Below are 18,636 nucleotides of genomic sequence, written 5' to 3' on the forward strand. Positions count from 1 at the left end.
TGTTCCGTTTGGGAACAGGACTTTTCTTTATGGCGCTACATCTATGCGAGACTCCAACTGCGTCTCCTTTTTCGCCACCCGAACGGGTGCCAAGTTGCCAAGCAGAATCACGAACGCACAGACCCCAAAGATCACCGTCATCGAGGACGACGTCGTCGCGCCTAACCCAAATGTTGCGATCAAGGCCACTCCTCCGATGATGAGCAGGTCGAAGAACGAATCGACAATCGACAACAGGGACAGTGTCGTCGCCCGACTGCCTGACGGAATGTAGCCGTTCGCCAAGTGCGAGTACAACGGGTAACGCAAGGTGCGGGAGATCCTGAGCACTCCGTATACCGTCAGCGCCACAGCTAAGCTGTCCTGCACAAACGTTGCTGTCAGCACCATCAGAAAGGAGCCGATTCCCGTCACCCGCAGCAGGGTCACATGGGAAAAACGTGCCGTCAACCAGTCGAGACGACGCGACAAGAATAAGGCACATGCCGATCCGACCGCATACAGTACGCCCAGCCACTCGACAGGCAGGCCCGAGTGGTTCAAATACGGCTGCTCAAACTTACCAAATACTGCGACCGACGGGATGAACACCACTGTAAAATTCAAGAACAGCTTGATGAGGTCAGGCGTCTTTTTGATCACATAGAGTCCGTTTTTCACATGCTGGAACGGATTCTCACGGAAGCTATCTTCCTGCTTGGGATTGACAACACGCAACACCAGAAACAATCGCACTGCCTGCGCCGCCAATCCCAACAGGATCAACAAGCGAAACTGATCTTCCGCCAGGTCGCGCGCCCAAAATGCCCCGAACAGAGTGGCAGCGATCGCCGGCACGTAAATGGCCGACGAGATCTTGCCCATCACGCCGCTCATCTCATCGGCACGGCCTTCTTCTTTCAGCGATTCATATACCAAAGCCTCTTCCGCCCCAGAAAAGAACGTCACCGCCAACCCGCTCAACACATTTGCCAAACAGAATAAGAGCAGGCTGTCTGCGAAAAACAGCACAACCGTACTGCTCATCCCGATCAAAGTGCCGATGAGAAATGACACCTTCGCTCCATAGCGGTCAGCGATCGTTCCTGTCGGCACCTCAAAAATCATGACGGCCAAACACCAGCTCAGCGTCATCCAGAGCACGCCAGCCTCAGATAAACCCCGCTCAAAATAAAACAAGGTCAGGATCGGTTCGAGAAAATTGACACTGCCAAACAACGTAGCCCAAAAGACAATCTTGATATTATGATCTGCTCCTGAGCGCCTCTGCAATTCATTCATACAAAATATTCCTCCTGTTTTCGGAACGATTCACATCAATCCTCCGAAAATCAGGACATGATCTTCAGTTCATCCTGTTTTCGGAGGTTACTTGCCTACTACCTCAAATACCGGATTGTTGATTGTCATATCATAACTCCTCCTTGTTCGTAATAAACTCCATTATAATTCACTTCAATCACAAATGTGAAGCACAAATAAAGCTGTTCGAACCCATAGGCTCGAACAGCTTTTTCACACGGAAGTCGATTTTTTGCATGTTTAGCGCGACTCGACCAACCGCTTGTACAGCTTTTGTTGCGTCCGCGCTTCCAGACCATCTTCCAGTTGATCAAGTCGCACCGACAGATCCTTTCGCCGCAATGCTAACGTGATCAAGTAGTCGGCCAACGTTGGGTTTTTCGCCAACAGCGGACCGTGCAGGTAGGTGCCGAACACTGAGCCTTGGCGCACACCTTCGAACTTATCTTCCCCGCTGTTCCCATAGCCTTTGATCACTTTCATCATCGGTTGTACATTTTTGCCGAGATACGTTTTGCCGGAGTGATTTTCATATCCGATGATGTTCGTCTTCACACCCTCGATCTCCATCTCCGCAACCACATTTCCGACCATTCGCACTTTCGCGCCAACCGTTTCAATGTCGAGCAGGCCAATACCGGGAATGCGTTGACCACCTGCCGTTTCAAAGTAGTTTCCGAGCAGTTGATAGCCGCCGCAAATCGCCAAGATCACCGTGCCTTTCTCGACTGCCTGTTGCAGATTTTCGCGCCGCTTTTGCAAATCTTCGGCCACGATGCCCTGTTCGCGGTCCATTCCGCCGCCCAACACGAGAATATCGTACTCGGAGAGGTCCGGCTCATGGCCTACCGTGATCTCATCGACAGTCGCACGCAGGCCGCGCCACTCGACGCGCTTTTGCAGGATGATCACGTTGCCGCGGTCACTGTATAGGTCGAGCAGGTCAGGATACAGATGCGCGATTTTCAGGTGCATATTCCTTACCTCCTTGGTTCAGCAGATGGTCGCGAATGTTGTACAGCGAGGTATAGGTGGACAGAATGTAGAGCATATGACCGTCTGGCAGATCGCGCAAAGCCTGTTCCACCGAGGCGATATCACCTTCAACCAGCTCGGTGATGTTGCCAAGGTCTGCATAGCGCAGACGAATCGCGAAGTCTTCTGCCCGCGTTCCCGAGCAGTAGATGCGACGCAGGTCGGCCAATTGATGCAGGCGTTCAATATTCGTATCCCAAATCCACGACACATCGGTGCCGTCCGCATAGCGGTCGTTCAAGATGATCACCAGCTCGACGGGGCGCGTTTCATGTTCGACCACTTTCAGCACTTCGTTGAACCCGGTCGGGTTTTTGACCAAGGTCAGCATCAGGTTGCGACCGTTGGCAGCCGTCATGCGTTCCATGCGGCCGAGTTGCGTTTTCATATAGCCCATTTCGCGCACCAACACTTCGTCCTGCACGCCGAACACGGTGGAGGCCGTAATCGCAGATAACGCGTTGTAAACGTTGTATAGCGCAGGCGAGTTGATAAAGCCTGTCACCGAGCCTACATTAAACTGAATCCCTTCCTGAAGCAACTTGACATCCTCCGCCACCACAGCCGGAGTCGGGCGGGTAAACTCACAGGACGGACAGTCATAAAAGCCGAGCTGACCGTAGTGGTACAAGCTGTACTGCAAGTTGCTACCACATTTGCGACAGAACTTGCCGTCGCGCACTTCCGAATGAGATGTGGCATCAAACTGGCTGGACTCGATGCCGTAGTAGACCACCTGTTTGCCCTCGGGTGCGATCGATGTGACCAGCGGGTCGTCCGCGTTGAGGATCACCGTCGTATTGTTCGGAGCTTTTTTCAATGCGCTCCCGACCATCTCGACCACCGTGTCCAGTTCACCATAGCGGTCCATCTGGTCGCGGAAAAAGTTGGTCACTACCACCGCTTTCGGCTGCAGATGAGCGATCACGTTGCCGATCGTCGCTTCATCGACTTCCAGCACAACCGCTTGGTCATGGTAATCGGCCAGATCGACACCTTCTACCAGCGTGCTGGCGATCCCTTGAATGAGGTTCGCCCCTAAGCTATTGGAGATCACGTTCCGTCCGTCTTCGCGCAAGAAATGAACGAGCAGGTTGCTCGTCGTCGTCTTGCCGTTCGTGCCGGTGATAAAAACGGTGCGCTGACCGAGGATTTTGCCGTATACGGCAAGCAGATCAGGACAAATGCGCAGTGCGATCTGCCCTGGCAGCGTCGTCCCTTTGCGGCCCGTGAGCGTAAGTAATTTCTTCGTCATCTTCGCGGCAAATACCGCCGTGTGGAACCGTAGGCCGTACAAAGCGATTCCTCCTATTACGTTAAGTACTCTAGAATCAATCTTTCATCCCTACATGATACACCTGTTCCCCCGAAAAAAAAAGAAGCGAGGCCACCGCTCAGGGCGTCCCTCGCAAGCTCTTCTTGTATTCCCGCACGATTCCTAATACTTCATGAAACCACGGCCCGCCATACGCCACCAACACCCCGGCACACAAATAGTCGATCAGATTGGTCAGCAGTGGCAAATTGCTTTGTGCCCAGATCGGTTGCAGACCCAGATAGGAGAGCGGATGGATGTTTCCTAACGCTGCGAGGATGAAGCCGTTCACCCCGCAGACCAGATGCACGTTGGCGTGCAATTTTCCTTCGGCCACCCGGATCAATTCATTTCCTGAGTCTTCGTCTGTACGCTTGGTGTTTAACCAGTTCAGGCGCTTGCGGAGTTGCTGTGTCATCGTCTGCGCAGAGGCAGACAGTGCGGCCATCACACCGAGAAAGCGAAGCACATCATCCATCGGCTTCCTCTCCTTCATTGGTTGATGCCATGATTTTATGAGCCGATGCTACAAAAAAGACCCCCTTGCAGATGACAGGTAGGTTGTTCGCTTCCTACTGTCTACACAAGAGGGACTCATGCGCTTATGAACTTTGGGGAATGGTGATACCTGCACCGCCCGGCAACACCGTTCCGGGCAACGCCGTGCCCCCTCCGCTCGGCGGGGTTGTTCCTCCACCCGGCTGCGTCGTTCCTCCGCCCGGCGGGGTTGTTCCTCCACCCGGCGTCGTCGTTCCTCCACCCGGCGTCGTCGTTCCTCCGCCTGGTGTGGTCGTTCCTCCGCCCGGTGTGGTCGTTCCTCCGCCCGGCGTCGTCGTTCCTCCGCCCGGCGTCGTAGTTCCTCCACCCGGCGTCGTCGTTCCTCCACCTGGCGTGGTCGTTCCTCCACCCGGTGTGGTCGTTCCTCCGCCCGGCGTCGTCGTTCCTCCGCCCGGCGTGGTTGTACCTCCACCCGGCTGCGTCGTTCCTCCACCCGGCTGCGTCGTTCCGCCAGGCGCATTGCCTCCGTTCGGCAGCGGGTTGATCTTCTCAGGATCGACTGGCACTTCTGGCGTGTCCGGTTGGACATTCGGATTGGCCGGCACCACCGGATCAGGCTGATAGTATTCCTGCGGCTGTGAGTCTGTGTCTTCCTTGAGCTTGGTGACATCAAGTTCTAAGAACTGATAGACCGCTTTGCGCAACTCGTAAACATTAGGCAAGAGCACCGACTGACCGCCCCCAGCCCAACCGCTCTTAAACGTATCGGGCGGCGGCACCTGCAAGGTCTCGATCTTCGACGAATCCACTTCCAACGCCAGTCGTGCCAGTTTCAACATGTCGCCACTGGTGATGTTCGTCTCCAGATACGGTTTGATCGCATCGAGAATTTTCGGGATCTTGAGCAGCGTGGACGGGGTGGCCATCTTATCGGCCAACGCCACCATAAATTTGCGTTGGCGCTCGGTACGGGCAAAGTCGGACAATGCGTCATGCCGGAAACGCACATACATCAGTGCCTTTTTGCCGTCCAGCAATTGCAGTCCCTGATCAAGGTGAATGTCGTAAACACCGTCATCCGCATAATGCAGCGGCTTCTCCACATCGAGCTCCACACCGCCGACCGCATCGACGATGCCGATAAACCCTTGGAAGTCCGTTTTTGCATAATAGTGAATCGGGATCTGAAGCATGTCTTTCAAGGTCCGAATCGTCAGATCAGGCCCACCCAGCGCATGCGCCGCGTTGATCTTTTCATACCCGTAATCGTCGGGAATTTTATACCACAAATCGCGCATGACCGACATGACTTTTGCTTTTTTCGTCTTTGGGTCGATCGTGACCAACACAATGCTGTCCGAGCGTGGGTTCGGATCGTTGTCTCGGTTATCGACACCAAGCAATACGATGTTGACCGGATCGGTTCCGCTCCATGTTTCGACTTCGACTAGCTTTTGCTCCGGATTCTGATGGCCCTGCTGAATATCGTTGATAAAGCTACCGATGTAATACGCGTACACACCGATGATCGTCAACAACAGCACCGCGAGGATCGACGCCGTCCATTTAAACTTCTTCGTTTTCCAAAAACGCGGCTTTTTTCCGTCCGGAGGCGTAGGCGGCTTGACCTTGGTCTTTCGATGCTTGTCTTTTCTGCTCTCCATCTATATCCAAACCTCTCTACTGTGCGAATTGTAAAAAAAAGAAAGATGCAACGATTATATCATACCAATCTATCGTCTTTTGTTACAAAACTCGTACAAGTATAATAAGAACCTGTTCGCAATGCGCTAGATTTCTCTTCTACTTTAGCGAAAGAACCGCGCGGCTGTCTAGCAGAAGTTCAATCGACGATTTCTACTAAGGTGCCAGGATGTACATGGTCGTACAGCCACGTGACGTCTGTGTTTTTCATGCGCACACATCCGGCCGAGACGTGAGAACCGATCAATTCTGGACGATTGGTTCCATGGATGCCATATTTTGAACCGTCCGTACCCGGAACATCCAGTCCGATCCACCGTACACCCAGCGGATTGTCTGGGGAACCGCCGGCGATGTTTGTCTTGAGGTACCACGGGTTTTTGACCATCATCACTACGCCGTAGGTACCGATCGGTGTGTCTTCTTTCAACCTCCCCGTCGCGACAGGAAATGAGCGCAGCGGCACGTTGAAATAATAGTAGGTCAGTTTGTTTTCCGACTTGTCGATCCGTATGTAGGAATCGCTCGCGGGCAGGCTCGTCACTCCGCTCAACAAAAAGAAACCGATCAGGAACGCACTTCGGAGATTCATTCCTCTCACCCCCTGTGTGCATACGCTTCCCGATCGGTTTTCCTTTTATCCGCTACTTGCGAGAAGGCACTTCTTCTATCTGCATCAAGGTAGAAACCAGCGCGCGCAGCTTGTGATCACACTCATTCCATTCTTGCTGTGTATTCGAATCGGCCACGATGCCTGCCCCCGCTTGGAAGTACGACACGTCATCCTGATGAATGATGGTACGGATGACGATCGCCGTGTTCATATTGCCCAGGAAATCGATGAAACCGAGCACTCCACCATACGCCCCACGGTCGAAGTCCTCCAGCTCGTCGATCACTTCCATCGCTCGCACTTTTGGCGTACCCGTCAAGGTCCCAGCTGGGAATGTGGCCAAGAAGATGTCAAACAGGCTGCGCTCCGAATCGACCCGCCCCTCCACCGTCGAAACCATATGGTACACATGTGAATACTCTTCGATCACCATGAAATCTTTCACATAGATCGACCCTGGCACACAGACGCGGCCCAAATCGTTACGGCAAAGATCGATCAGCATCAGATGTTCAGCACGCTCTTTTTCGTCATTGCGCAGCCGTTCGATCAACTGCACATTTTCCTCTGGCCGCTTGCCTTTGCCTTTTGAAGTGCCCGCGATCGGCCGCATCTGGGCCACACCTTGTTCCAAACGAATCTGCATTTCTGGCGAGGTACCAAAGATCTTGTAATCGCCATAATCGACATAATACATATAAGGCGACGGATTGACTTGCTTCAAACGGTAGTAGACCTGCATCGTGTCGATCTTTCCGATGACGCGGTTGCGCTTCGAGAGCACGACTTGGAAGATGTCACCTTCCCGAATGTATTCTTTGCACGCCTCGACGCGCTTGATGTATTCAGCTTCCTGCACATCCTCTTCCACGCGCAAAAACGCTGGATCATATCCTTCAAATTCCGGCTCAGCATACGGTTGCAGAAACGCCTCGATCTCTTCAAACGAAGGGGTAGGTAGCCCCTCAATCTCATTGATGATCACATTGATGATGTCGCGCTCAAACTGCAGGATCACCTGGTGCACCTGCAAGCGAATATCATCCATCCCTCGGTCATCCACCGTCGTCTTTGGGATGTTTTCAAAGTAGCGGATCGCATCGTAGGACAGATGACCGACAAAGCCAAACGCATACTTGCCCATCGTTTCTCGGTCATGCAGATCGAACGACTTGATCACCCCGTCCAGCAGGATGGAAACATTGCCTGTAAAATTGGAAAGCTCAGTTCCATCCGCAGTGAGATTATCCTCGATCAGGTCGGTCAATTGCGAATTTCCTTCAAGTGCAAAGCGGCGTCCCTTCACTTTGACGGTCAGCACGGGGAACAGCGCGATGCTCGACTGGCAGTATCGTGAGTAAATATCTTTGATCGAATCGAGCAAAAAGGCCTGATCTGCTCCATGCGTCTGAGTCAACGCCTGAAACACTTCGAACGATTCACAAATGCGCGGGTAAGTCTTCTGATGAGTCCGTACACCGATCATCCGGCTCATACCAGCACCCCCGTTCTGCCAGTCACGAAGTTTTGCAACATCATCATGCCGCCTTCGGTCAAGATCGATTCCGGGTGAAATTGCAAGCCTGTCACATCGAATCGGCGGTGTCGCAACGCCATGATTTCACCGTCATCCGATTCAGCAATGATCTCCAGATCAGGCGGGAACGAACTTTTTTCCACTACCAACGAATGATAGCGAGTTGCGGTGAACGGGTTCGGAACACCCTCAAAGATCCCTTCCCCGTTGTGGCGAACCTGAGACGTCTTACCGTGCATCATCTTTTCAGCTTTCACGACCTTGCCACCGAACACCTGCCCGATCGACTGATGTCCGAGGCACACGCCAAGCACTGGGATCTTTCCGGCAAAATGGCCGATTGCGGCCAGCGAGATTCCCGCTTCATTCGGGGTGCACGGCCCTGGTGAGATCAACAGATGTGTCGGATTCAACTCCTCGATCTCCTCCACGGTGATCTCATCATTGCGCTTCACGAAAACGTCTGCGCCTAACTCCTGCAAATACTGCACAATGTTATACGTAAATGAATCATAGTTGTCGATCACGACGATCATCTCAGCTCAGCTCCTCTGTCTGTTCATAGGCTCAAAATCAAAAAAACCGGACGCGCGAAGGCGCAGCCGGTTGCAGGTTCCCGTATGGTAGACATACGACACCCATTCTCCGCTCATCTGGCCTCCGCTACTCTCTACTGGTCTTACTCTGCTCTCACTCTGGATGTCTCGTTCTAAAATCACTCTCAACTAAAACTCAGCACTCAACAATTCAAAAATCACTAATCATCTCTATCCCACATGATACATACGCCCGCTTTACTTTGTCAAGAAAGCGTTGTGCGACCATACGCACCGCTTAGCGCAAAAAATCGCAAATTTTTCCGATCACATCTTGCTCCCACGACGTTTTGTTGAACGTGTGGTCAGCCCCTTCGATCAGATGCAACAGTGCCCGCCCGCCATAAGCGACTTCCTGATAATCCAACGAGACTTGGTACGGCACGGTCGGATCTTTGGTGCCGTGGATCATCATCACATCGCCTGAAAAGCCTTTTGCTCGTTGCAACACGTTCAGCGTTTTCACATCTTCTGCAAACGAACGCCCGATCAGGTTGCCGTTATAATCATACAGTTGCAAATCAGGGATCGCCAACACTCCGTCCACGACCTCGCGAACCAGCGCATACATCTCCCCGGCAGGTGCGAGCAGTACAAGTTTGTGCACATCGTGCGGCCGTTCGCCAGCAAGAACGGATGCGACAAGACCCCCCATGCTCATACCAAGCAGGATCACGCGCTCCGGGTCGATGCGCGGGTCCGCTTTGACCGCATCCAAAATCGCCCCTGCTTCGGCAATCTCACCGCTCACCGTCATCTCTTCAAAATTGCCGTCACTCTCCCCGCTGCCCAGAAAATCATAGCGGAAGCAGGCGATACCCAGCGCCTCCAAACGGCGGCAAATTTTCAAAAACATCCGATGAGGCTCCAATTTCGTCCCTGTAAATCCATGGTACAAAATGACCGCTGGGAGGCGCTGGCCCGCTTCCTGTTCCGGCACGTGCTCCATCCCACGCAAAATCTTACCTTGATAGTCCAACGTAATCGCCTGTTGCATCGTAACAACCTCCCTTAGATTCTGAAAAATTGGCCCTCCGAATCCCGACTGCTCACCGAAAGGTGATAGGTCGGAATCACCTGATGTTGCAGAATAAATTCGAGTTGGTCAGCACATTCCTCAATCGGACCGTGCACGATCAGCGCCTGATTTTTATACCCGGCTTCCAGAAACGCACGGCTCTGCGCGTATTGCCCGATGATCAACACGGGCACGACTCGTTTGTACGTTCGGGTCAACAGATGCTTTCTTGCCTTGGCCACTTCCTCAACCACCTCAGCACAAAGCGCTTGAACCTGATACGTCTCGATCGTCTTCACCAGATAGATCACGTCATCTCCCTCGATGTACAGATCTGCTTTTCCGCCCGCTTCCCCCAACCATTTATCCTGCTCAAAGTGACAGTCCTGAGCCTGAAGCATCTTATGTAAAATTCCCTTTAGGGACTGAGACTTGAACGACTCGATCACTTGCGTTAAAAGGCTCATGTCAGGTCACCTCATGATAGTTTCTCATCGATTCATTATAACAACCTTTGCCGTAAAGTGCAGGATTTTACACCACTTTGTCGAATGGGAACTGGGCAGAAAAGGATATGGAGGAATTGGATACCTATGAAACCGAAAAAGCTCTCCGCTCTGCTTGCCGCGCTGCTTGTAACAGCTCCGGTCATGCCGCTGGCAACCACCGAGTCTGCGTTTGCGGCAACCAAGCTAACCGCCCCGACAGACGTCCTGTTACAGCCCGACCGCACCGTCACTTGGAAGACGGTCGCAAATGCATCGGGATATTCTGTAAAAGTGTATGAAGCTGTGACTGACAAACTGATCGGTGAACGCAATGTTTACAACGGAACAGCCAAGTATGCACTAAACGATCTGCTGATGCAAAACGGAACCTACTATGCCCGCGTGACCGCGCTTGGCAACTCGTTCACGTACACCAACTCGGCAGAGTCGGCCCGTTCAAACACGCTGACCGTTTCCATTAAAATGACCTTGCCAGCTCCGGCCCAGCCCACGCTTACTTCTGAAGGTCTGGTCACATGGCCCACAGGTACGAACAACGGTTATCTGCTCAGCGTCTATCATGCGCCGAGCAATACGCTCGTCGGCAGCAGACTGCTGAATAAAGACTCGACCAGCGCCGACATTTCTCCACTGATCCCGGCGCTTGGCAATTACTATGTCAAGTTGCTCGCCAAAGGAGATGCCGCTACGATGGAGGATTCAGCCGAGTCAAACGCCTCCAATGCGGTGGAGCTCAAACCTGCCTTGCGCCTGACCGCTCCGACTACGCTTGCCCTGACCGAAAAACGCATCGCCACTTGGAACGGGGTCGAAGGCAACAACGGCTACCGCATCTCCGTCTATTCCGCAGGCATCAACGCGATCGTCGGTTTTCTGCAAGCACCTAAAGATAGCACACAGGTCGACGTGAGCAGTTTGATTCGCTCGACAGGCAACTATTACATCCGCATTCAAACGCTCGGAGCGAACAACAGCTCCTCCGAAGACTCCGCTTCGTCCGCGTCCATCCAATACTTTATTGAAGACAATCTCTATGTCGTGCCACAGGACAAGTTGACAGCAACCACCGTCACCACCGATTATGCGGTGCATACCGACCTGCAGGTGGAGCGCGATACAGTGCTCGCCGAACTGGTGGCCGACAAGAGCTTTACCAGCATGCTCGTGCCTGTTAAAGTCGATAGCTCTGATCTCTCCGTGCAGGTACAGGGCCAACTCGCTTTGCAATTGCTGTCCAACTCGTCATCGGCCAAACTGCGCATCCACACCAGCATTGGCGAACTGACCTTGCCCGTGCAGGAGATCGCTGACATGGCGCATGCCCGCTCCTTGAACCTCGCCGACTATACGGTACAGGTTGATCTGAAGCAGACGGCAGCCGCCCGTCCGTCCGAGTATGAGACGATTCCGCTCCAACTCTCCTTGAGCCTGGTAGACAAGAACAAACAGGCGGTAAGCATTGTGGACAGCAAGTCCTACCTGACCTTAACCATTCCCGTTCCAGGCGCGAAATCGTCCGATCTGAAAACGCTGTCCGGCGTACGTCTGACCGATACGTTCGAACCTGTACCGACTTTGTTCCGCCAAAACGCGGACGGCAACATCTCAGCATCTTTCCGCTATCGTGGCACCGCAACGTTTGCCGTAAAGAAAAAGCAGATCGGGTTCCCCGACGTGCTTTCCGGTCACTACGCGAAGGAATCGATCGAATCACTGGCTGCCAAATCGGTGATTCAAGGCTTTGAAGACAACACCTTCCGCCCGCAAGCGACGGTGACCCGCGCACAATTTGCTGCGATGCTGGTCAAAGCGCTGGGAATCAAAGAAGACACTTCGGCCGTTTCCGCATTCACCGACGTGACGACCGACAAATGGTACAGCAGTGTCGTCAACACCGCTTATCAAGCCCAGTTGCTAAGCGGGCGCGGCGGCGGCATCTTTGCCCCAGAGGATTTGATCACCGCACAAGAGATGGCGACGATGGTCACCACCGCCCTGCGCTATGCAGAATTCACCAAAACGCTGAGCAGCGAGCAACAGACTGAGCATCTGATGCAGTTGCCCAACAGCGACGGTCTGTTCGCCTACGCGCTGGCTCCGATCGCCCTGTGCATCGAAGAGAACATCCTGACCGGACCTACTTTCAACACATTCAATGCGACAAAACCGGCCGACCGCGCCATGGCGGCCGATATGCTGTACCGCATGCTCAAAACGGTCAAGTTTATCAATTAAATCCACCCAGCGGGTGGCAAGGCAAAAGGGCTGGTCTTCCAGCCTTTTTTGCTTGAATTGCTGGTATAATAGTTATGATTTATGATCTCAATCGAACTGATGATTTTCTTATGAGAAAGGTGATTGGCAGTCATGCGCTTGCGAGAAATCGACTTCATCCGTGCCATCGCAGCATTATCGGTGATTGCGATCCATATCACGGCCAGTTACGTGACCGACACGACACTTGGCCGCGCTTGGAACGAAATCATGCGCTACGCAGTGCCCTTGTTTATCCTCTTGTCAGGATTTGTGCTTTACAAGATCGAGATGGGGCGGCCTCAGCTTAGCTACCTGCAATTTCAACGCAAACGGATGGGCAAAGTGCTGATCCCGTACGTGTTGTGGACCCTGCTCTATGTTCTGTACATCGCCCGCGAGTTTTTGCGCAACAACGGCTTTGAAGGCATCCCGCGCCTGTGGTCGCCGACGCTCGATCATCTCTATTATGGAACGGCCTTTTATCATCTGTACTTTTTGATCATCACCTTCCAGCTCTACCTGTTGTACCCGCTTTTGCGTGACGCGATGAACCGCAAGCCACTCTGGGTGCTCAGCGGCTCCTTCCTGCTCACCCTTTTTGCCCAAGTGGCCGCCTACATGCATTGGGATCTGGGCTGGCGGATCAGCTTTTTCCCGAATTGGCTGTTCTTTTTTGTGTTCGGCATGTACTTCGCCTTGCACAAGCAGAGCTGGGAACCCAAACTGCGCCGCAACAGCCTGCTGGTCGGTGCACTTTGGATCGCATCGCTTGCCATCGTGTTCCTCGACGGCTACTTCACCAAGAAATGGGCGTACTCGGTCAAACCGAGCGTGATGCTGTACACGATTCTGTCATTCTTGTTCTTCTACGTGGTAGCAATGCGTTTCGCAGACACGAAAAGTCGCTTCGGGAAACTCCTCGATTGGCTTTCCGCTCAGTCTTTCCTGATTTTCTTGCTCCACCCTCTAGTCCTGAACCTGTTTGGCAACCAGATGAGAAAATACGGGTACGGCAGTCTGCTCGATGGAAATCTTGGCATGATCATGCTCTATCTGATCGTCACCTTGATCACCTGTGGGCTCACTTGGATCGGCTCCCACCTTCCACTCACCACCTACCTCGGCGGCGTTTACAGCGGCAAAAAAGCCAAACCAGCGCCGCGCAACCAGCAAGCCTAACAAAAAAAGAGACCCCGCGAGGGTCTCTTTTTGATAGGCGGAAGACGGTCGCATACAGCGTCCCCGACACACCAGACTTACAAAGGTACATCCATTTCCAGATCGTAGACAACTTTTCACCTGCAACTACGCATTCGATATTCTTACCATTCTGACGCTTATGCAAAAGAAAGCAAGGGGAGCTAGGACCAACGCGATCCCCTTGATCGCTCTTCCGCACCAGACAGCTGCACGTATCGACGATCCAGATCGCTTGTTCGGTCAAACTTCGGTCCATGTACCGATATGGAACGTCACAGCATGTCTGCCTTTACTTTCTGGCGATGCCTTTTGACACGTCCATCTGACTAAGCGCTTGAGCATCTTCACCGTTGATTTTGAATTTGATGGTGTTGACGTCTGTCAGATTATCAAAGACTGTGCTCGGAAGAGCCTCCATGAAGATCGTTTCCTCCGTGGAACTCATGCTCTGCACATCTTGACTCAGATCGAGCGTCAGCACGTCGCCTGCCAGAACAGCGCTCTTCAATTGCACGCGTTTCGGTACGGAGGGAGCTGAATTCTGGCCGCTTTCCTGAAGCAGGTTGAACAGCACAGTCATCTTTTTCTCCTTGCTCTCCATCTTGGCGATCGAATGTTTCTCCTTGACCACAGCCGTCCCATCTTGGTTGCCGCGATAAACGGTGATCTCCTCTTTGCTAGCGTCTGGAACATCATCGCGGTTGACCGAAGGCGACGACTGCGACCCCGCAGGTTGCTGTTGTTCAGGCGTTTGAGCGGGTTGTTTTGCCGTTTGCGACGATCCGCACGCCGTCATCACAAGGCTTGCACCGATCAGTAGCGCAAACCCGAGCATCCGCTTTTTCATAGTCAATCCCTCCAATCAAGTTGTGTACCAGTATGACGTCAAGCGCGCTGCAGAAGTTACGCCACTTGAGAAAAATGGGACGAATGGCACACTGCCCAGTCTTTTGTCACAGGAGAAAATACATGTTTCACACCTGAGGTTTGTCCCTTTCCAGTATGCGATTTTCTACATATCTTGTAGTACATCTGTAAGAAAGGGGGGAAAGCTCATGATTATTCGTCGCCGTCGTGTGGTTCGTATCAACCTCAACCCTGGTCAAACTGCGACCTTCCGTTGTGGCCGCCGCACAATCATCGTTCGTTGCCGTCGTCATCGTGGCATGTAAGAATCGGGATGAAAGAGGCACCTGCTCATGAGCAGGTGCTTTTTTCTTATGTCAGTATTGCGTGATGGCTAAAAACGGTTTCTTGTTCATACTTATCGGTGACAGTAAACCGTTCAACTCGAATAGTTCCTCTGGTGTCTGCGTTCTCGTCAACAATCGGATCAGTACCGTGATCTGGCGAACCACCACGCCCCATCGGACTACTAAAAACCTCCGTATCATCAAATGACAGCTGGGATTGGGATGCGTTCCTATATTTTAAATTCGGTTCATACTCAAACAGCTCATTTACTAGTCGAAAACTTGCAGCATCCATGCTGTCGGCAAATAATGAGCCCCGTTGCACCTCATTTGCCCCCTCTCCTTTCAAGTGTGGTGGATGAAATCGCCTGAGAGTAAGGCTTTGAACAATCGTAGATCTTTCGGTGATTCATCTCTAATGGAGGCATTTGGACGTATACCATTTTCATTTCGCTGAGGAGTGCTATTTTGCATTTACCTGAAATACATAATATTGTTCTAAACTGAAACTTTTGTTGAAAGCGAGGGTTTATCGATGGCAATCGTCACCAGTCTTATCAATTGGAAAGGTGGGGTTGGAAAAACCACCTTATCCTACCACCTCGCCACAGGTCTCGCTTATAAGCGGAAGCGAGTCCTACTGATTGACCTAGACCCACAATGTAATCTCTCGTACCTTGCGATCGGTGCTGAGTCCTATATGCAAAAAGTGTATGAGGATCACCAGCGGACATTAAACGATGTGTTTGACGGTTACTTCCGGAACATCCCCGTCCTCGCACATGAAATTATTCAAAAGAAAATGGTGAGGTCTTCACCTGGCAATGTCTATAATCATGTCGACATCATCCTCTCTCATCAAGATTTGAGGTTTTTAGATCATAAACTCGCTCAATTCCAAAAGCACGGATTGGAATATGGTGAGTATGCGCAACACGAAATTCAAAAGTTGTCAGTCCTCAAAAATCTGTTGGACCAAGTTGAACATGAGTACGATTATATTTTCCTCGACTGCCCTCCCAGCGTTTCTTATCTTACTCAAAACGCCTTTTACACAAGCCATTTCTACCTCGTTCCTGCATTGCCAGATCATCTGTCCACCATCGGTGTTTCGCTAATTCGAAACTACATGGAGAAGTTCGATCAACAGTTCGCTGGTCTTTGCGCCCACGTACATACGATTGACCCCTATACAGTAACAAAATTTGGCGGAACCATCTTCAATCGTGTTCGTGAATATAGAGGCACTCCTAGACCTTATCACCGCAAATTTATTAACTCACTTCGCAACAAGGGCGTAAATGTTTTCGACAGTTATTTAGTTGAAGGGGATGGTATCACACTGTCTTCCGAACATACTGTCCCTATCTATGCCTATGAATATCTCCCCAAAGAAAAAACAAATGCAGAAAAGCAGGTCATATGCCTCACCAATCTGGTGACCGAGTTTCAAATTCGTATAAAAGAGGTACTTCAAGATGCAAACATCTGATGCAATTCAAATGTTCGAACAAATTAACCAAATACTTAAGCTTGTGCCTGAAGAACAACTCACAGATGCTTTCGACTACATACTAAAAGCTGTCAAACAGTACGTCTCCGAACGAGAACATCAACCGAAAGCACCACAAAAAAGAAAAGTTACCACGCTAGACTTCAAGGTAGCACCTTGTGATCTGGAGCTATTATCAGAAATGGACACTATGAAACTTAGGTCTTTTCTAAAAAGCTCAGACTACTTCACACACAAAATGAAACTCCAGGCCTTGGTCCAACAGATCGGGATTCCGTTTACCAAAAAACAGACAAAGGAAGATCTGCTAAACCTTATCGTTCAGCATTATCAAATGCATCGGATGGATTCGATGATAAAAACTCATCAGACTCATCTTGAACCAATCGAAATAAAAATCGGCTCGGAATGAACACGTGGAAGGAGGGTTGGTCATGGCAAAACCAAGGGCATTCATCAGCTCAACAATCCACGACCTGCAACACGTACGTGAGGTTGTTGCAGACTCCTTACGAAACCTTGGTATTGAAGCTGTCCTATCTGAAAACGGTCATGTCCCTTATGGGAACGGGGAGGCACTTGAGGAAGATTGTTACAAAGAAATCGAACTTTGCGACATTCTCATTTCCATCGTGGGAAAGCGTTATGGATCTGAATCTGCAGAAAAAGGATACTCCATCTCACAAAAAGAATTGCGTCGGGCACTTCTCCACGGGAAACAGACCTATATCTTCATCGACCGCTACGTGTACCAAGATTTCGGAATCTATAAGCTGAACAAAGCAAACAAACCCATAACATACGCATCTGTGGCCGACACAAGAATCTTTAACTTCATCGAAGAGCTGGAACAATTCGCAACCAATCGCCCAATTTTCACTTTTACAACCGCAAACGATATCACGAATATGTTAAACGAGCAATTACTAGGACTCTTTCAGAGATTGCTAAGTGAACATAATGACAGATCCAGAACCTTATGTAAACATACCACACAGCAACTCCCGCCCATGATCCAAGCCCGTCTTCCAGATCAACACCCTGCGTGCGTCAGGATTCAAACACTGCTAAACATTCCCGATCAAATAACTTTCTCGACGGTAACAGAACTTAACGGTCTTCTGCGTCAGAACCAATTCCATTTGGTCAAACCACTCCCATGGGAAAGTCATTTTGAATGGGCAAAAGTCCTAAATGGCATCCAATGGTACTTACGAATCTCCAAAACGATTTTCGATCATGACGAAACTGTAGTATACTCTCCTGTGAAATTATGGGATGACAGTCTAATAACCCTAGATCGGGATGAACTGGAAAGCAAAGAAAGGTAAAATCTAGTGACATCTACATTTGTCGTTTTCGCACAACATCTAAAATACTGAATTGCTTTTCGGTAAACGAACAACTATTGGGCGAAGCTATAGTTGCTTTCTGCTTTCAACATAATGGTTAGAGTCCTAGAATAGGCCTGACAGCGAACCCAAGGACTCTAACCATTTGTGTATAGCGTACTTTCTCTAAGATTTCTTTCAAGTCATATCTTTTGTTTCGGACCAGCTTTCCTTTTTAGAGCTACCAAGAATCATTTTGACTCCAATACTGTAACAGCCGATTCTAAATGACCAAAAGCTGACGCTATTGCCTGTCCAAAGGTTGACGGATATAATGACCACCATACATATCCTAGAACAGGAAAAGGACGCCTCTGAAAGATGTGCCACTGCGCCAACAGTTGCACCAGAGTCGTCCCCCAAAAAAACCATATGGTTATTGTATCTCATTATCAAATTGAAGAAAAGCTTGGTGTTTTTCATACGGAGTGCAGAGAAGCATATTTGCCCAATATGTGAAGATGACTTGTACACAATCGGGAGTCGGAGGCGCGTCGGGCGAAAGCCAACCGGCGATCAGATCACCTACATAATTCGTCGTTTGCGTTGCAAAGGTTGCGAGCGGATTCATCATGAATTACCGGATTTGCTCGTCCCTTACAAACGTTATGAAACCGAATGCCTCGAATCAGTTGTGTCTAATAGACAGGCTCCAGACGTAGCAGCAGATGAATCGACCTTGTACCGCTGGCGCGTTTGGTTCGGGAAGTGTTGGCAGTATTGGGTGAATTGTTTATTAACAATTGCGTCGCGTTCAGGAAATCCGGTGGAGGCATTGTCCGTACCTTCATCATCTGCACTCCAACGGATCGGACATTTTGTCGGACAAGGCGTCGGATGGCTGGCGAGAGTTGTCCGCCCCATCGTTCATTCTCAATTATGGGTACATACCCGTTTTGCCTTCTTGTCCGACATCCCTTGATATATGGTGAATCTACATCCTATTGGAAAGGACT

The 18,636-nt window shown here is 50.9% G+C and carries 18 protein-coding genes; 6 read left to right on the top strand and 12 right to left on the bottom strand.

The window, feature by feature from the left end; genetic code table 11:
- Nucleotides 1-27 precede the first annotated feature (27 nt).
- The 10 genes from CIG75_RS14120 to CIG75_RS14165 form a co-directional block, all read right to left on the bottom strand.
- A complete protein-coding gene (locus CIG75_RS14120) occupies nt 28-1,281 on the bottom strand; it encodes an MFS transporter (RefSeq protein WP_094237223.1) in 1,254 nt (417 codons plus the stop codon).
- A gap of 261 nt (nt 1,282-1,542) precedes the next feature.
- Complete coding sequence (locus CIG75_RS14125; RefSeq protein WP_094237224.1) at nt 1,543-2,277, bottom strand: type 1 glutamine amidotransferase; 735 nt, start codon at nt 2,275-2,277, stop codon at nt 1,543-1,545.
- Nucleotides 2,246-3,634: a MurT ligase domain-containing protein gene (locus CIG75_RS14130; RefSeq protein ID WP_094237225.1), complete on the bottom strand. Its 1,389-nt coding sequence runs from the start codon at nt 3,632-3,634 to the stop codon at nt 2,246-2,248. The genes CIG75_RS14125 and CIG75_RS14130 overlap by 32 nt, the downstream gene beginning before the upstream one ends.
- A 97-nt stretch (nt 3,635-3,731) precedes the next feature.
- Nucleotides 3,732-4,130: a hypothetical protein gene (locus tag CIG75_RS14135; protein ID WP_094237226.1), complete on the bottom strand. Its 399-nt coding sequence runs from the start codon at nt 4,128-4,130 to the stop codon at nt 3,732-3,734.
- A gap of 124 nt (nt 4,131-4,254) precedes the next feature.
- Nucleotides 4,255-5,814, bottom strand: coding sequence for an LCP family protein (locus CIG75_RS14140; protein ID WP_094237227.1), 1,560 nt, complete (start codon nt 5,812-5,814; stop codon nt 4,255-4,257).
- Nucleotides 5,815-5,993: 179 nt separating this feature from the next.
- A complete protein-coding gene (locus CIG75_RS14145; protein ID WP_094237228.1) occupies nt 5,994-6,446 on the bottom strand; it encodes a L,D-transpeptidase in 453 nt (150 codons plus the stop codon).
- A 52-nt stretch (nt 6,447-6,498) separates the two neighbouring features.
- Nucleotides 6,499-7,962, bottom strand: a complete 1,464-nt coding sequence (locus CIG75_RS14150) for an anthranilate synthase component I family protein (protein WP_094237229.1) — start codon at nt 7,960-7,962, stop codon at nt 6,499-6,501.
- Complete coding sequence (locus tag CIG75_RS14155; protein WP_094237230.1) at nt 7,959-8,540, bottom strand: anthranilate synthase component II; 582 nt, start codon at nt 8,538-8,540, stop codon at nt 7,959-7,961. Before CIG75_RS14155 ends, CIG75_RS14150 begins: the two co-directional genes overlap by 4 nt.
- Before the next feature lie 298 nt (nt 8,541-8,838).
- Nucleotides 8,839-9,597 (bottom strand): alpha/beta hydrolase family protein, encoded by a 759-nt coding sequence (locus tag CIG75_RS14160; RefSeq protein ID WP_094237231.1) that lies wholly within the window; start codon nt 9,595-9,597, stop codon nt 8,839-8,841.
- Between the two features lie 14 nt (nt 9,598-9,611).
- Nucleotides 9,612-10,085 (bottom strand): hypothetical protein, encoded by a 474-nt coding sequence (locus CIG75_RS14165; RefSeq protein WP_094237232.1) that lies wholly within the window; start codon nt 10,083-10,085, stop codon nt 9,612-9,614.
- A 126-nt stretch (nt 10,086-10,211) separates the two neighbouring features.
- Between CIG75_RS14165 and CIG75_RS14170 the strand changes: the two genes are divergently transcribed.
- Together CIG75_RS14170 and CIG75_RS14175 are read left to right on the top strand one after the other, a co-directional pair.
- The gene (locus tag CIG75_RS14170) at nt 10,212-12,362 is read left to right on the top strand and encodes an S-layer homology domain-containing protein (RefSeq protein ID WP_172844462.1); all 2,151 of its coding nucleotides are present in this window, start codon (nt 10,212-10,214) and stop codon (nt 12,360-12,362) included.
- 132 nt (nt 12,363-12,494) lie between these two features.
- Nucleotides 12,495-13,562, top strand: a complete 1,068-nt coding sequence (locus CIG75_RS14175) for an acyltransferase (protein WP_094237234.1) — start codon at nt 12,495-12,497, stop codon at nt 13,560-13,562.
- Nucleotides 13,563-13,872: 310 nt separating this feature from the next.
- On the opposite strand, the gene CIG75_RS14180 is transcribed toward CIG75_RS14175, so the two are convergent.
- Together CIG75_RS14180 and CIG75_RS20950 are read right to left on the bottom strand one after the other, a co-directional pair.
- Nucleotides 13,873-14,430 carry a GerMN domain-containing protein gene (locus CIG75_RS14180; protein WP_094237235.1) on the bottom strand — a complete coding sequence of 186 codons (558 nt, stop codon included), beginning with the start codon at nt 14,428-14,430 and terminating at the stop codon, nt 13,873-13,875.
- A gap of 371 nt (nt 14,431-14,801) precedes the next feature.
- The gene (locus tag CIG75_RS20950) at nt 14,802-15,101 is read right to left on the bottom strand and encodes a hypothetical protein (RefSeq protein ID WP_094237236.1); all 300 of its coding nucleotides are present in this window, start codon (nt 15,099-15,101) and stop codon (nt 14,802-14,804) included.
- A gap of 210 nt (nt 15,102-15,311) precedes the next feature.
- Here CIG75_RS20950 and CIG75_RS14190 point away from each other — a divergent pair, with 210 nt between their 5' ends.
- The 4 genes from CIG75_RS14190 (at nt 15,312) to CIG75_RS21275 (ending at nt 18,602) form a co-directional block, all read left to right on the top strand.
- Nucleotides 15,312-16,268 carry a ParA family protein gene (locus CIG75_RS14190; RefSeq protein WP_094237237.1) on the top strand — a complete coding sequence of 319 codons (957 nt, stop codon included), beginning with the start codon at nt 15,312-15,314 and terminating at the stop codon, nt 16,266-16,268.
- The gene (locus CIG75_RS14195) at nt 16,255-16,701 is read left to right on the top strand and encodes a hypothetical protein (RefSeq protein WP_094237238.1); all 447 of its coding nucleotides are present in this window, start codon (nt 16,255-16,257) and stop codon (nt 16,699-16,701) included. Before CIG75_RS14190 ends, CIG75_RS14195 begins: the two co-directional genes overlap by 14 nt.
- 22 nt (nt 16,702-16,723) lie before the next feature.
- Nucleotides 16,724-17,620, top strand: coding sequence for a DUF4062 domain-containing protein (locus CIG75_RS14200; protein WP_094237239.1), 897 nt, complete (start codon nt 16,724-16,726; stop codon nt 17,618-17,620).
- A gap of 334 nt (nt 17,621-17,954) precedes the next feature.
- Nucleotides 17,955-18,602 (top strand): DUF6431 domain-containing protein, encoded by a 648-nt coding sequence (locus tag CIG75_RS21275; protein WP_227874229.1) that lies wholly within the window; start codon nt 17,955-17,957, stop codon nt 18,600-18,602.
- The last annotated feature ends 34 nt before the right edge of the window (nt 18,603-18,636 follow it).

Origin of the sequence: Tumebacillus algifaecis, from assembly GCF_002243515.1 — a bacterium.
Lineage (GTDB): Bacteria > Bacillota > Bacilli > Tumebacillales > Tumebacillaceae > Tumebacillus_A > Tumebacillus_A algifaecis.

What these genes read in the sequence shown, in the direction of transcription:
- CIG75_RS14120 (WP_094237223.1), bottom strand. Translation starts at nt 1,281, where the DNA reads ATGAATGAATTGCAGAGGCGCTCAGGAGCAGATCATAATATCAAGATT.
- CIG75_RS14125 (WP_094237224.1), bottom strand. Translation starts at nt 2,277, where the DNA reads ATGCACCTGAAAATCGCGCATCTGTATCCTGACCTGCTCGACCTATAC.
- CIG75_RS14135 (WP_094237226.1), bottom strand. Translation starts at nt 4,130, where the DNA reads ATGGATGATGTGCTTCGCTTTCTCGGTGTGATGGCCGCACTGTCTGCC.
- CIG75_RS14140 (WP_094237227.1), bottom strand. Translation starts at nt 5,814, where the DNA reads ATGGAGAGCAGAAAAGACAAGCATCGAAAGACCAAGGTCAAGCCGCCT.
- CIG75_RS14145 (WP_094237228.1), bottom strand. Translation starts at nt 6,446, where the DNA reads ATGAATCTCCGAAGTGCGTTCCTGATCGGTTTCTTTTTGTTGAGCGGA.
- CIG75_RS14150 (WP_094237229.1), bottom strand. Translation starts at nt 7,962, where the DNA reads ATGAGCCGGATGATCGGTGTACGGACTCATCAGAAGACTTACCCGCGC.
- CIG75_RS14155 (WP_094237230.1), bottom strand. Translation starts at nt 8,540, where the DNA reads ATGATCGTCGTGATCGACAACTATGATTCATTTACGTATAACATTGTG.
- CIG75_RS14160 (WP_094237231.1), bottom strand. Translation starts at nt 9,597, where the DNA reads ATGCAACAGGCGATTACGTTGGACTATCAAGGTAAGATTTTGCGTGGG.
- CIG75_RS14165 (WP_094237232.1), bottom strand. Translation starts at nt 10,085, where the DNA reads ATGAGCCTTTTAACGCAAGTGATCGAGTCGTTCAAGTCTCAGTCCCTA.
- CIG75_RS14170 (WP_172844462.1), top strand. Translation starts at nt 10,212, where the DNA reads ATGAAACCGAAAAAGCTCTCCGCTCTGCTTGCCGCGCTGCTTGTAACA.
- CIG75_RS14175 (WP_094237234.1), top strand. Translation starts at nt 12,495, where the DNA reads ATGCGCTTGCGAGAAATCGACTTCATCCGTGCCATCGCAGCATTATCG.
- CIG75_RS14180 (WP_094237235.1), bottom strand. Translation starts at nt 14,430, where the DNA reads ATGAAAAAGCGGATGCTCGGGTTTGCGCTACTGATCGGTGCAAGCCTT.
- CIG75_RS14190 (WP_094237237.1), top strand. Translation starts at nt 15,312, where the DNA reads ATGGCAATCGTCACCAGTCTTATCAATTGGAAAGGTGGGGTTGGAAAA.
- CIG75_RS14195 (WP_094237238.1), top strand. Translation starts at nt 16,255, where the DNA reads ATGCAAACATCTGATGCAATTCAAATGTTCGAACAAATTAACCAAATA.
- CIG75_RS14200 (WP_094237239.1), top strand. Translation starts at nt 16,724, where the DNA reads ATGGCAAAACCAAGGGCATTCATCAGCTCAACAATCCACGACCTGCAA.
- CIG75_RS21275 (WP_227874229.1), top strand. Translation starts at nt 17,955, where the DNA reads ATGACCACCATACATATCCTAGAACAGGAAAAGGACGCCTCTGAAAGA.